The organism is Methylomonas sp. BW4-1 (genome assembly GCF_052474385.1).
The window spans coordinates 4,809,163-4,822,695 of sequence record NZ_CP184125.1 but is presented as its reverse complement, the minus strand read 5'-3'; the positions used below and the strand labels follow the sequence as shown (position 1 = coordinate 4,822,695).

Here is a 13,533-nt window from a genome sequence, read left to right as displayed (position 1 = left end):
ATATGGATTAAATCGCCTAGAAGCTGGCGGCAATACCGATTTGCCCCCAAATACCCGGCATTTGATAACCAGGGCGATAGACATAGCGTTTGTCGAACAGGTTTTCCACGCTGACAAACACTTCGCCTTTTTTGCCTAACTCGGCAATCGGATAGGCCAGCCGGGTGTTTGCCACGGTAAAGGCTTCGACACGTTGGTTATTCACCTCGGCGACATTCCGGGCGCGGTTCAACGCCCAAGTTCTTGATTGATATTGCAGATCGAAGGAAAAACGTAACGGGCCAATCGGGCCGTTGATGCCGGCGGTCACCGCTTGTTCCGGGGTGTAGGGCAAATTCGGGATGCTGGGGTTGAGTAGCGTCAATCCGGCAAATAGACTCCAGTCGGCGATCAGGTCTTGTTTTACCGACGCTTCCAAGCCACGCATCCAGTACGAGCCGTAATTGATATAAGCACCCTGGGTTAAGTCGAATACGTAGCGATTCTTGACGTTATCGATGAAAAAGCTCAGATCGATTTGCGTACTTTTGAACGGCGAAGCTTTCAAACCCACTTCAGCATGATCGACGTTTTCCGGCGACAAGTTTTGCCAGCCGTCGGCTGAAAAATTCGGCAAAAAGCCGCCGGAAAATAGATTCAACGGCACGTTCGACAAGGCGCCTGAGTTAGCCGCCGCGTCAATACCGGGATAGTTGACGCCGTTTGAGACGTTGCCGAACACGGTTAAATCGTCGGAGACAAATGACAATCCGGCATGCGGCGAGGCTTTGGATTGGTAATGGCTATGGTCGTAAAAGCGCACTCCGACAGACGGGACCATCACCCACTCTTTGCTCAGCACCAAGTCGTGACTCAATGCCACGTAAGGGCTGGTAAGCCGGAAAGTTGGTGTCGCAAATTGATAAACTTGGTTACCGGTTTGAGCACCCAGGTTAGTCACTTTACCGTTCAGCCACTCGTTATCTATCCCAGCCGTTAAGGTGCCGCCCTGCCAGGGCGAAAACTGTTCTTTCCAGCGAAAGCCGTCCATGCTGTATTGGCTGAGCAGATTCGAGCGGTTGTCGGCAAAGCCGGTGAAGTACGTATTTTGACTCAACCAGTTACCGTCGCCGCCGTTATGGTAAAGCGTAAATTTGCCCTGCCAATCGCCGTGCGCGTGGCTGAGGCTGGCGGCGACCATACCCGCAACCGTATCGTACTCGCCGATAGGCGGCGTTACCCCGTATTGTCCGGGATCGCCGGCTCTGTTATCCGCGTAAAGAAAAGTCACATCCGAGCGCCATTGCGGATTTAGCTGATAGCCGGCTTTTCCCATCACATTGCGTAACTCGCCGTAGCCGTTTTGGCGGTGGCCGTCCGATTTGGCGTAGCCTTGCGCCAACGAGAAATCGAAATCGCCGTACTTGCCTTGCACATCGGCTTGTTCGGTAATCGTGCCGAAAAAGCCGCCAGACAATCGGCCGCTACCGTGCAAACCGTCCTCCGCCGCAGCCTTGGTTTGCAAATTGATCGAACCGAAATTGTTGCCGTTGATAGCCGGCTGCGGGCCCTTGTAAACCGTAATCGATTGCATGCCGTTGACGGGCAACAAATCCAGCAAAGGATGGTTCCAGGTAGCCATATACATAGGAATATCGTCGATATAGGTCTTGATCTCGCTACCAGGCCGGCCGGCACCCTGGCCACGAATCGCCACCGCACCGCCCTGGTCGCCGCCGAACGCACCGACGGGGTTGTAACGCGAGATCTGCACGCCCGGCGTTCTTTTCAGGACGGACGCCAAGTCCAAGGCATTTTGGTCGCGGATTTGTTCTTCAGTGACGATCGCAGATACGCCGGAGAACTCGTCCACATGATTTTCTTCGATAACAGGGTTGGCGACTACCTCGGTGGAGTCGAGCTGGTCAGTCTTTTCCTCTGCCAGGACGGCAGTACCGGCTTGCAGTAGCGCCAATGAAACCAGCAAGGATTTGGGTAAATTCAGTAAGGGCAGCACGGCGTATTTCATGATCATTCCAGTCAACATTCGGCAAAAATAAAACCCTATCCACCGAACATTTATCGCTGAATGTTCGAATATGGAAAGCGTTTATCACAATGCTGATTTTAACGAATCACTCGCAACCGCCTGAGTTACTTTCATATGCTAAAAGTAATATTTTTTATGCTATAAGTAGCAGCCGGTAATATCCGAATTTTCGACTACCTCATCCAAAAAAACTCAGCGGCCTATTTAGCAACTATTAATTAAGCCAAATAACATAGTTTAAATAAAAATTGCTTATTAGCACCAACACAGGGATTGCCATGACGAAGAAAACGGCGGGACGCTGGCGCATCAAAAACGACGAATTGCAATCCCGCCAGCAAGGCAATTGCCTGACTGAGTATCTGCCGGATGACATAGGCAAAGGCTACTCGACATTATTTCCGCTCGACCCAGACTTGAACTATATCGAAACCCATTATCAGCCCAGTCAGGATTTAGCTATTCTGACCCGAATGGATCAGCACAACCCTCGCCTGGTGGTGACTTTGGGCATGCAAGGGCAATCGCGATTCGTTGATGCGCAGGGCCAAGAAATTACTTTTAATGAAGGCTATACGTCGATCACCGCATTCAGCTCCAGTATTGGCGAGCGCCAATATCAAGCCAATAATCCAATGGCCCAAGTGCGGTTCTCGATGAGTAAATCTTGGTTGAGTCGATACTTCGGCGAAAATACCGCAACGCGATTTTTTAATAAGAACGGCATTAGTTTAATAAGTTATAAACCCATTTCAAATACGGCATTAATAGCCACGCGACAGCTATTAAATTGCGACCCGAATAATCCGGCAAGACATGTATTTATGCACGGCCAAGCCCTGTCGATATTAGCCGCGGAAATGACTCATCTATGGCAAGATAATCGGAAGACATCGCCGGTTTTTTCAAAAAAAGACCAAGCCATTGCCCAAGCCGCGCATAACATTCTGCTAAATGAATATAAAAACCCGCCATCGGTTGCCGAATTATCCAGACGTGTCGGCACCAATCAATTTAAATTAAAACAATTGTTTCATCACTTTTTTAATACGACGCCGTATGGCTTATTATTAGATATTCGCATGAAAACCGCCTATCAGTTATTAGAATCCAGCCGCTGTCAAATCGATGTTGCCGCCGCCTATGTCGGCTACAATCACGCCAGCAATTTCAGCACTGCTTTTAGCAAATATTTCGGAATATCCCCCCGCAGTATCGCCAAAAACAACACATCCAAACCTTAAGAGGTTAATATACCTGCGACGCTGACCATCCGTGCGTCGGTAGCCGGCGCAATGATGTGCATTTTGGACTCGCAAGCCGTCAGGCCGAACCGATACGGCCCTATCCTCAACCTATTCGCCCTTACCGACGCTCTTAAGCCAAGCCACCAGTGCCCGCCGACACTAATCAGCCGCAAACCATCCAAACTCCCACGCCTATCTTGCCGCTGCCTAACAGCCGCCTCGGTCTGAGTTATATGCTGGTCGCTTGTGTCTTGTTTTCGGTCATGAACGCCGGCGCATACGCCATCGGCCTATTCGATACCGGCTTGCCGCCCAGCATGATCAGCTTTATCCGCATCCTGGCCAATTTCTTGATCCTGACAATTCCGGCGCTGATCGGCGGCCGACTGCTCGGCCTGTTCGGTGACGCCCGCCCCTCGCTGTGGTTGCGCGGCTTGTTCGGCAGCACGGCCTTGATGCTGTCGTTTGCGGCCATCGTCCGCATCGGCCCCGGCGAGAGCGCATTTCTGACCGCCAGCAGCGGTGTGTTCGTCATGTTGTTAGGGCCACTGGTTTTGGGCCAAAAAAACTCGCTATTGGTTTGGCTGGCCATTATCGGCTCGTTCAGTGGGGTATCGCTGCTATTTGATTTCGAAAATAGCCACAACTTATTCGGACAAGCCATGGCCTTGCTGGCCGGCCTGTTGTCGGCGCTGGCCTATTTGATGGTGGCGCGTGCCGGGCGCAGCAATACCCCGCAAACGGTAATTTTCTATTTTTGCCTGGTGGGCTTGGCGTTACACGGCATTTATTTTGCGCAGTTTGGCTATCGCCTGCCGGGCTCGGCGGAAAGTTGGGGCTTATTGCTCTTGGTAGGCGTGTCGGGCAGCGGTGCCCAACATTATATGACTCGGGCTTATCAAGCCGCGCCAGCAGCCTTGGTGAGCTCCATAGGGTATTTGGCCCCGGTATTAAGCCTAGCCTGGAGCGTCTTGCTATTCGAACAAATTCCCGGCCAAACCGCCCTGATCGGCACTACGCTGATTTTGGTGTTTGGGGTGATGTTGCCGTTTCTGCGTTAAGCCAAACTGGCTAAACGCCTGTTCTTCAGATACCGGGTTGCTTGCAACGCCTGACCAAAGGTATGTCATTGCTGAATTGGCAGTCGCTTTCGAGACCAGATTTTAAGCGGCAACCTTGCAATAAGAAGGAACCCAACTGCGGGCGACCATGTAGTCCGGCAATTGATTAAAATCAAACGCTTCGCCGTGAGCGATCATTTGCTTGACATCGAATAATTCGCCCACTTCCGGAATGTCCTGATAAAACAGTATGTAAAACGGCTTAACCAGATAGCGGGCAATCTTAATGCCCAACGGCCCGATGAAATTACGGCGTTGCCCGACGTGCGCGACTTCGTCGATGGTGATTTCGTCCAGCAAGGCTTTCAGACGATCTCTAACTTCCGGCTCGTCGGCCAATAACTCGTCGAATAAGGGATACAAATGACAATAGAAGCTGACGCCCATTAACTCGGTGACGAAGGCCGGCGTATCCATCAATACCCCCGGCAACTTCGGAAATTGTTCGTAGATCATTTCCTTAAACGGGGTCAACGGTTCCCATATCACCCGCTCTAATCCGCAGGTTTTCAGCATTTCGTCGAACAAACGCCAATGGCAAAACTCTTCGGCCAGATGCACTCGGGAAATTTTGTCTTCCACGCTATGCGAATTAGCCATATCCGGCACCACATCCCAAGCGCCTTTGATACCTACCCACTCGTGGCGCGCGAATTTATAAATACCGCAGAGTAATAAGGTCAGCCTGTCCAAGGATTTTGGATCGTCCACCATCTTCACATAATTGCGATAAAACGCCTCCGGGTCTGCCAAAGGCTTGTGCAAGTGCACCGGATTATTTTGAAAATACGCCAATCGTTCGCGCTTTTTTGCCAAATCCCGGTCCGCTTCCAATAACTCACCGCCATGTTGTTGGGTAAACAGCCAATAATCAGCAAAATTTTCCTGCCGTTGCGCGTCGCTGGCTGGCGTAAAAATAGAACGATATTTGAGCTGAGTCACAAAAAATTTCCCAATCTGTGGCTAAAGACACAGATTCTAACGAATTAATGACTTGGAGGTGGATTTTAAAATTTTTCCGTCGTGATCGTTCGATTCCCGCTGCATTCCCAACCACATCAACGCATCGTCACGATTATTGAAAATCCGATAAACCCAATCGGCATCCCGCGGCATTGACAGCATAACTTGGGTGGTTAGCTGGCTGATATGGGTATACACCACAAATGCCGCCGCCTTAATACCAAGCAAAGTGCCCATAGCAGTTTGCGAGGCAAAGTCATAGTGATAGGCGTTTACTTTGTGCACCAGCAGCAGATAGGGCCTCTGCAAATGCGCCACGATCCAAGCATGATATTCGTCGACAAGCGCCAAGTTGAGTTCCACTCCCTCATCGACAATAAACTCCGCCAAGTCCTCATCCAGCTTGATGGCATTACAAAAACTTAATCTATATCGCTCCATCATCCCTCCTCAGCCTACTGGCGTGTCAACTCTGTTGACAGTATCGCACAACCAGGAAAACTCTAACGACAAAGTTATCGCCGCCAAGCTTTTTTAGCACCGTTCTAAATGAAAAATTAAACCGCGCCGTCCGCCAAACGGCCGTCCACAATGCGCAACTGCCGCTTGGCTCTACCGCCGATATTTTGATCGTGAGTGATGATGATTAACGTCACACCTTGCTGATTTAAATTCTCCAGCAGCTCGATGATGTCCCGACCGGATTGGCTGTCCAGATTGCCGGTCGGCTCGTCGGCCAGCAAAATACCGGGTTGCATGATCATCGCCCTGGCAATGGCAATACGCTGCAACTGGCCGCCGGACAATTGATTGGGCTTATGCTCGGCACGATCCAATAAATTCACCGAGGCCAATGCCTGTAACACCCGTTGCTTGCGCTGTTTGCTATCGATGCCCGCCAGGATCATCGGCATTTCGATGTTTTCTGAGGCGGTGAGCCTGGGAATCAAATGAAAAAACTGAAACACAAAGCCGATATTGTCGCGGCGAATCCGCGCCAGCTCGTCATCGCTTTGCCGGGTGACATCGGTGCCGTTTAATAAGTATTGGCCGGCCGAGGGCTGGTCAAGCAGCGCGACAATGTTTAACAGTGTCGATTTGCCTGATCCGGACGGCCCCATCACCGATACATATTCGCCGGGACCGATAGACAGGTCTATACCGTTCAAGGCCTGTACGGCCTGCTCGCCGACCTGAAATACCCGGCGAATGCCATTGAGCTGAATCATGGCTTGACGCGGACGGTTACGCCGGCCGCCACGCCTTCCTTGCCAACCGACGTCACTACTTGGTCGCCCGCTTTCAACCCGGACAGTACTTCCGTAAAACTCCAGTTGGATAAACCGGGCTGAAAGCTCTGTTCATGCAACGCATGATCTGCGCCTATCAACAACACCCGATGATTCTCCAGAATCGCCTCGGCCGGCAAACGCAGCGTGCGCTCTTTTTGACTGAGTAACACTTCAATGTCGGCGCTGTAACCCGGCAATAGCTCCGCCAGATCTTTAGGGTCACGTAAGGTCACTTCCACTTCCACCGTGCGCGCCTGTTTTTCCTTTTCCAACACGTAGGGCGCGACGCGGGTGACGATGCCGGAACAGCGTTTATCCGGAAACGCATCCAAGGACACGCAGGCGCTCATGCCGGTCTTGATGCTGGCAGCATCCACTTCATCGATAGGCGCGGAAACGGTCAAACAGCTGACATCCAGCAAGTCAATGGGCGGCAAGGTTGGAATCCCCGGCGGCGACGGTGTAACAAATTCACCCAATTCGGCATTCACTTCCGCCACCGTGCCGTCAAACGGCGCTTTCACCAAGGTACGCAGCACCGCCGCTTCCGCCACGCCCAATTGCGCCTCTGCCACCTCAATGGCTTGCAGCGCGGCCCGGCACGCCGCGCGCTGCGACTTGCCGCCCGTCACTGATTTATCGACTTGCTCCACAGATACCACGTTTTTGTGTTTTTGCAATTGCGTCATCCTGGCCGCTTCCCGCTCCGCGCCACCGGCCAATTGGCAAGCTTGTTCGGCGCTGGCTCGGCTGGCATTGATCTGGGCTTTTTGCAGTTCAACCTGAGCTTTTAAGTCCTGGTTCCAAACCTCCAATAACACCTGACCCTGCTTGACTTTGTCGCCCTCCTTAACCCGCAGCTGCGCCACTTGCCCGCCGGTTGCCGGCGCCAGATAGGCCCGCCGACACGCTTTGACCGTACCCACCCGGGTATTCGCTACCGTCGCCCGCACCTCGCCTTCCACCACAGTGTAAGCCTCCACTGCCACCGGCTGCGGGCGGCGGCTATAGAGAAATAGTGCGGTGACAGCTATAAGCAAGGCGGCAACAATCAGCGTTTTACTTTTCATGGCGCGAGAGGGCGGATGCGTTGTACAAATTGGGATTCCACTTTTCTGAGCTTTGCTTTGGCTGGCGATAACCGGGGCGAAGTCCTCGTTGCATTTTCTAGTTCGCCACGTGACCACCCTACATTTTGTGGGTAGTAATCGCCAGTTGGGCTTGCTGGTAATGCCGGTAACGCTGGCGGCCGGCCTGTTTACACACTTCGCTGTTGTCCAATATTTCCAGGATACGCTCGGTCGGGGCGGTGGTCGGCGGGTACAAACTGGATAGGTTGACGACGATTTTCTGCCAGCCCTCAGGAATGTTTTCGCCACCAATTAGGATGGTGCTGGTAAATGCCGGGGTTTCTCCGCGATAGGTTTGGTGCGGAATAAAACTGCCGGCCCGGAAGGTCCACAAGGCTTTATCGATTTGCTCGGCTTGCTCCGCCGAGTCGGTCAGCACATAGGGAAAATGGCCGCTGCGGTAGATTTTCTCGATCAGCTTGCAGGCGAAATCCTGGCGTTGTTGCTGGTCATGGGTCGCCAGCACGTAGAAACTGACTTCGGGGAGGGATGGCGAATGACTGGGGTCGGTCATGTCGTTTTAAGCCTGCGGAAAGTAGCAGGGGCTTTCGCGACACCGGATCACCGCGAAAGCCTCTGTTACGCTCGGCCTTAAGCCGAGGCGCGGTTTAGCAAATACTGGCTTACCAGCGGGACCGGCCGACCGGTTGCGCCTTTGTTGGCGCCGGTGCGCCAAGCGGTGCCGGCGATGTCGATATGCGCCCAGCGGTATTCTTCAGCAAATTTGGATAAAAACACCGCTGCCGTGATGCTGCCGCCGTCCGGGCCGCCGATGTTGGCCAGATCGGCGAAGTTGGATTTTAGTTGCTCCTGATATTCTTCCCAGATCGGCATGCGCCACACCAAGTCGCAGGCGGCATCGCCGGCGCTCAGCAAATCGTTGCAGAGTTTGTCGTCGTTGCCGAACAAGCCGCTCGGTACCCGGCCCAAGGCGACGATACAGGCGCCGGTCAAGGTCGCCATATCAATGACCACATCCGGGTTATATTTCTTTGCGTAGGTGAGCGTGTCGCACAAAATCAAGCGGCCTTCAGCGTCGGTGTTCAGGATTTCGATGGTTTTGCCGGACATGCTGGTCCAGATGTCGCCGGGTTTGTTGGCAGCACCATCCGGCAGGTTTTCCGAAGCCGGAATCAAGCCGACGATGTTTAATTTTAGATTCAACAATGTCGCCATGCGCACCAGACCTAACACGCTGGCGCCACCGCACATGTCGTATTTCATTTCGTCCATGCCCAGGCCGGGTTTCAAGGAAATGCCGCCGGCATCGAAAGTTAGACCTTTACCGATCAAGACAATGGGTTTGGCGTTGCTGTCGCCGCCTTGGTAATCCAGGCAAATCAATTTAGCAGGCTGGCGGCTACCGCGCGACACTGACAGAAATGAGCCCATGCCCAGGACTTCCATGTCGCTTTCTTCCAAAATCTCGCAGGTGAGTTTGTCGTGCTCGCCGGCCAGAGCCAGGGCTTGTCCGGCCAGGTGAGTAGGCGTACAGATATTGCCGGGCAGGTCGGCCAAGTGTTTAGCTAGTTCCATGCCTCTGGCGATGGCGATACCTTGTTGCAGACCCGATTCGGCCAAACCTTGTTGACTATCGTCGGCCACTACAGCCAGCTTTTGCAGCGGATTTTTGTCGTCGACTTTTTTGGTGGCGCTGTATTGGTACAGGCCATCGTTAAATACTTCCACCACTTGGCGGGCTTTCCATTGGCTATCCGCACCGTTGACGTCTATATCCAGCAGTGCGCAGCTGGCGGCGCTGACTTTGCTGTCCTTGACGATTTTAATCGCAGCCGCCAAGGCTTTACGGTATTGCTTGCGCGTGACCTTGCCGCGCTCGCCAAACCCGAGCAATACGATGCGAGCGATATTGCCGTCGGGCAGGTTATTGATCAGTAGGGTTTCGGCGTTTTTGCCCCTGATGTCGCCGCGGCCGATTAGCTTGGTCAACAAACCGCCTAATTGGCTGTCCAGTTGGGTTGCCGCAGGGCTGAGTTGTTGATTTTCGTAGATTCCGACCAGCAGACAGTCGCTTTGCAGTTTGTCTAAGGGTGAGCTTTCTATAGAATAGTCCATGAGAGTAGTCTGTAAGTATCTGGGATTGAGGGTTTGCGCCGGATGCAGCGGTCTGTGGTTCGATTATACCTTAGAAATTAGGAGTGAGTTGTTGAGCATTGAGCGAGGATTACCCAGCGCGGGCCGGCCTTTCCGGCTGTTGACAGTGCTGGATAAAATGATAATCAAGGAGCTGTTTCACACCGTCACCGCCGTGTTGGTCGTGTTGGTGGTGATCATCGTCAGCCGCAAATTTATCAAGGTATTGGCGCAGGCCATCGAAGGCAATATCGCCAACGATACGGTGATGACCTTATTGGGTTTGAAAATCGTCGTCGCCACGACCACCTTCCTGCCTGCCGCGCTGTTTATGGCGGTGTTGATGGTATTGGGCCGCATGTACCGCGAGCAGGAGATGGCGGCAATTTCCTCGGCCGGCGGCAGCGTGTTTACCATTTATCGGGCGATATTCATGCTGGTCATACCATTAAGTCTGGCGGGTATGGCGCTATCGATGCTGGCTTCGCCGTGGGCGGAGGCCAAAACCGAGCAGTTGATGCATCAGGATAAACAAAATGCCGATATTCGCGGCATCGCTGCCGGCCGCTTCAGCGAGTACAGCGACGGCGAGTTGATTTTTTACACCGAAAACGTCGATGACGAAGGCCGCATGCACAAGGTGTTCGTGCAAAACAAACAAGGCGACAAAGCCGGCGTGGTAAACGCCGAATACGGTTGGTTGAAAAATTTGCCCGGCGGCTTGTATCTGGTGTTGGAAAATGGCGAACGGATTCAAGGCGTACCGGGTAACAAGGACTTCACCATTGAGACATTTAAAGAATATGCCGTGCTGATCGAAAAAAAGGTCACCATTTTGAATTTGGGCCGCGAGGCTACTACTACCGAAAATTTATGGCTGTCTCCGGAACTGCGCGATGTCGCCGAGTTACAGGATCGTTTCAGCACGCCGTTAGGGGTTATTTTATTGGCTTTTCTGGCAGTGCCCTTAGCTAAGCTGTCGCCGCGCGGCGGTATATACGGCAGTATGCTGGTAGCTTTTGGGATTTATTTCGTTTACGGCAATTTGCAGCGGGTCAACCACAGTTGGGTAATCAGCGGGGCGCTGCCCTCCTGGCTGGGCTATTTCTGGGTAGACGCCTTGTTACTGGTCTTGGGTTTGTTAATGTTGATGCGTTTGTACGGCTGGCAATGGTTGTCGCAAAGTCTTAAGGAGAAGCTGTCATGATCAACGTATTGACCATTTACATCGTCAAAGAAGTCGTCAAGGGCTCCTTAATTGCGGTGATATTGTTATTGACGCTGTTCAATCTGTTCAGCTTCAGCGACGAGTTAAAAGATTTGGGGCAAGGCGGTTACGGCTTGAAACAGATTTTATGGTTTTTGACCTTAACCTCACCACGGGTATTTTACGAATTGGTACCGTCGGCGGCGTTGCTGGGTAGCTTGTTCGTCGTGGGCTCGATGGCGAATAACCGCGAGATTGTGGCGATGCGCGGCGCCGGTTTATCCATCGCCTGGATTATCAGAACCATTATGCTGGCAGGCTTGCTGTTGGTAAGTGTTGCCGTACTGGTGGGCGAGTTCGTCGCGCCGTCTTGTGAACGCGCCGCGCAAGTGCTGAAAACCACGGCGCTGCACGACGGCGTGGTAATGCGCTCGCAATACGGGATGTGGCTGAGAGAAGGCAACAGCTTTATCAACGTCCGCAAAATTCTCGACGATGGCTCGCTGGCCGATGTACGCATTTACGATGTCGACGATGCACATAAACTCGCCCGCATCACTCAGGCCGAACATGCGCAGTTTTTAGGCGACAAACAATGGCGCTTGGAAAGCGTCAAACAATCCGAAATCAATCGGCAGCAAATTTATGCCGGCACTCAAGCAGAACAAAACTGGAAATCCAGTATCGACTCGGATTTGTTGAAAGTGGCCGTCGTTAAATCCGACAACCTGTCACTTTACGATTTGTTCATGTACATCGACTTCCTGAAGCAGAACAATCAAAAGTCGCAAAGTTACGAGTTGGCATTTTGGAGCCGTTTAATCAACCCGTTTGTGACCTTTGTGATGTTGATGGTGTCGGCGCCGTTTGTGATTGGCATCGGTCGCGGCACCAGCACCGGCGCGCGGATCATGATGGGCATCGTGATCGGGATGACATTTAACATTTTCGACAAGATTGCCGGCCATGTCGGTTTGGTTTACGACATGAATCCGATGTTGATGGCGATATTGCCGAGTGCTTTGGTGTTTTTAGGCGCGCTGATCGCGGTTAAGCGGGTCAGCTAGGCGGCATAGTTGCCTCTCCACGGAACGGAAAACCCTTGCTTCCGTTCCGTGGAGCGTTATGACGGCGGTTATTTGCGCGTCATGAACAAATAAAGAAACTTACATTTCAAAATCGCATCTTTTTCGTCCATTTCCACCACCGCGCAATCTTCGTATTTTTCCCGGCCAGGTGTGACTTGCTTTTTTATCACGCCGTCGGCGACGCTATATTTGATTGGGATAGTCATTTCACCGATGCCGCTACGCGCATCTTCGCCGGTGGTTATCAACGTACCGTCTTTCTGAAATTCCCAAGTGACGTGCAAGGGCTTTTTTTCGCGATCAAGTGCGAGAGCTTCGTGTGTCACCTGCCATTTACCCAGCAGTTTGGAATTGTCTTGCAGCTTAATTTCGGCACTGGCTGTGGAGACGCCCAATGCTGCAAACAGGGATAAAAGTATTGTTATTGTTTTCATTGTATGCTCCCGGGTGAGAGATTAATCGAGCGGCGAATATAGCATATCCGCTTTTGCCGTCAGCGCTTTTCTTCCTGAAAAACCAGCCGGGTTTTTGATAGATAATCGTGCCAGCATTGTCCGTTTTTATCGAACAGGCACCAGACAAATCCCAGCCCCAAGCAAGCCCAGGATAATAAGCCGCCAAGGAAGCGGATGCCGGCTTGCCGCCAATCGGGAGGCCGGCCATCCAAGGCGCTGACTTTAACTTTCCAGGCGCGCAAACCCAGGGTCTGGCCGCCGTGGGTCCAAAACCAGCCGTAAAAAACAAAGCTGATGCCGAGCAGATAAAGTGGATAAAAAAACTGATCGCTAGCGAATGCCTGGCCGGCGTTAAAAGGCAGAGCGATGGCCGTGGCGAAAAACCATATCGCCAGCAGTAAGAAAGCATCGTAACCAGCAGCGGCCAGCCGACGCAAAAAACCCGGCGCGGAGGGTAAATCCACGCCGGGCTTTGGGGTGTTTGCTTTAGCAGATTGTCGCAATTATTTGTCGAAAATCGCCAGTTTTTGCCCCATGTACATGCTCATGGCCACCAGCGCGCCCATCATGACAATTGAAAATAAAAAGGGCGGTCTATGGAAAACCAATAATGCGAAATCGGCGACGAATAGACTAGTAAATACAGGCTGGTCTACAAAACCCAGTAAAATTTTTTTAAACATACGCTCCACTCTCCGATATAAATTCCCCGTCACCGGCCTAAGGGCGACAAGTACAGCCAATTTTTATGTTATTACACCAAAAATATTCGGCGAATGGCGAAATTCTACATTTAACCCAAGGGAATGTAAAAGAATGTGCTGGATTGAGCTTAAATCTGGCGAGGTGTTATGATAAGACCGCTAGGACGTTCGCGCCCGAAGCCTCGAAAAAGCTCGCACACGTC

The 13,533-nt window shown here is 52.2% G+C and carries 14 protein-coding genes; 4 read left to right on the top strand and 10 right to left on the bottom strand.

What is annotated here, in order from left to right; translation table 11 throughout:
- Positions 1 to 16 precede the first annotated feature (16 nt).
- Complete coding sequence (locus tag ACH5Y9_RS22330) at positions 17 to 2,008, bottom strand: TonB-dependent receptor (protein WP_445367640.1); 1,992 nt, start codon at positions 2,006 to 2,008, stop codon at positions 17 to 19.
- Between the two features lie 299 nt (positions 2,009 to 2,307).
- Here ACH5Y9_RS22330 and ACH5Y9_RS22325 point away from each other — a divergent pair, with 299 nt between their 5' ends.
- A complete protein-coding gene (locus ACH5Y9_RS22325; RefSeq protein ID WP_445367639.1) occupies positions 2,308 to 3,273 on the top strand; it encodes a helix-turn-helix domain-containing protein in 966 nt (321 codons plus the stop codon).
- A 149-nt stretch (positions 3,274 to 3,422) separates the two neighbouring features.
- The gene (locus ACH5Y9_RS22320) at positions 3,423 to 4,337 is read left to right on the top strand and encodes a DMT family transporter (protein ID WP_445367638.1); all 915 of its coding nucleotides are present in this window, start codon (positions 3,423 to 3,425) and stop codon (positions 4,335 to 4,337) included.
- A 102-nt stretch (positions 4,338 to 4,439) separates the two neighbouring features.
- On the opposite strand, the gene ACH5Y9_RS22315 is transcribed toward ACH5Y9_RS22320, so the two are convergent.
- The 6 genes from ACH5Y9_RS22315 to ACH5Y9_RS22290 form a co-directional block, all read right to left on the bottom strand.
- A complete protein-coding gene (locus ACH5Y9_RS22315) occupies positions 4,440 to 5,339 on the bottom strand; it encodes a hypothetical protein (protein WP_445367637.1) in 900 nt (299 codons plus the stop codon).
- Positions 5,340 to 5,375: 36 nt separating this feature from the next.
- On the bottom strand, positions 5,376 to 5,804 hold the full coding sequence (locus ACH5Y9_RS22310) for a hypothetical protein (protein ID WP_205452658.1): 429 nt from the start codon (positions 5,802 to 5,804) through the stop codon (positions 5,376 to 5,378).
- A gap of 113 nt (positions 5,805 to 5,917) precedes the next feature.
- The gene (locus tag ACH5Y9_RS22305; RefSeq protein WP_445367636.1) at positions 5,918 to 6,589 is read right to left on the bottom strand and encodes an ABC transporter ATP-binding protein; all 672 of its coding nucleotides are present in this window, start codon (positions 6,587 to 6,589) and stop codon (positions 5,918 to 5,920) included.
- Positions 6,586 to 7,722, bottom strand: a complete 1,137-nt coding sequence (locus ACH5Y9_RS22300) for an efflux RND transporter periplasmic adaptor subunit (protein ID WP_445367635.1) — start codon at positions 7,720 to 7,722, stop codon at positions 6,586 to 6,588. Before ACH5Y9_RS22300 ends, ACH5Y9_RS22305 begins: the two co-directional genes overlap by 4 nt.
- A gap of 118 nt (positions 7,723 to 7,840) precedes the next feature.
- On the bottom strand, positions 7,841 to 8,296 hold the full coding sequence (locus ACH5Y9_RS22295) for a DNA polymerase III subunit chi (protein ID WP_445367634.1): 456 nt from the start codon (positions 8,294 to 8,296) through the stop codon (positions 7,841 to 7,843).
- A 77-nt stretch (positions 8,297 to 8,373) separates the two neighbouring features.
- Positions 8,374 to 9,858 (bottom strand): leucyl aminopeptidase, encoded by a 1,485-nt coding sequence (locus ACH5Y9_RS22290; protein WP_445367633.1) that lies wholly within the window; start codon positions 9,856 to 9,858, stop codon positions 8,374 to 8,376.
- A gap of 91 nt (positions 9,859 to 9,949) precedes the next feature.
- On the opposite strand from ACH5Y9_RS22290, the gene lptF reads away from it, so the two are divergent.
- Positions 9,950 to 11,083 carry an LPS export ABC transporter permease LptF gene (lptF, locus tag ACH5Y9_RS22285; RefSeq protein WP_319961629.1) on the top strand — a complete coding sequence of 378 codons (1,134 nt, stop codon included), beginning with the start codon at positions 9,950 to 9,952 and terminating at the stop codon, positions 11,081 to 11,083.
- On the top strand, positions 11,083 to 12,150 hold the full coding sequence (gene lptG, locus ACH5Y9_RS22280) for an LPS export ABC transporter permease LptG (protein WP_445369915.1): 1,068 nt from the start codon (positions 11,083 to 11,085) through the stop codon (positions 12,148 to 12,150). The genes lptF and lptG overlap by 1 nt, the downstream gene beginning before the upstream one ends.
- 68 nt (positions 12,151 to 12,218) lie before the next feature.
- Here the strand turns inward: lptG and ACH5Y9_RS22275 are convergent, their stop codons facing one another.
- Genes ACH5Y9_RS22275 through ACH5Y9_RS22265 form a run of 3 tightly spaced genes read right to left on the bottom strand, consistent with a single transcriptional unit; the run spans position 12,219 to position 13,309 of the window.
- Positions 12,219 to 12,605 carry a hypothetical protein gene (locus tag ACH5Y9_RS22275; protein WP_171697248.1) on the bottom strand — a complete coding sequence of 129 codons (387 nt, stop codon included), beginning with the start codon at positions 12,603 to 12,605 and terminating at the stop codon, positions 12,219 to 12,221.
- A 59-nt stretch (positions 12,606 to 12,664) separates the two neighbouring features.
- A complete protein-coding gene (locus tag ACH5Y9_RS22270; protein WP_171697247.1) occupies positions 12,665 to 13,129 on the bottom strand; it encodes an RDD family protein in 465 nt (154 codons plus the stop codon).
- Positions 13,130 to 13,309 carry a hypothetical protein gene (locus tag ACH5Y9_RS22265; protein WP_171697246.1) on the bottom strand — a complete coding sequence of 60 codons (180 nt, stop codon included), beginning with the start codon at positions 13,307 to 13,309 and terminating at the stop codon, positions 13,130 to 13,132. It abuts the gene before it with no gap.
- Between the last annotated feature and the right edge of the window lie 224 nt (positions 13,310 to 13,533).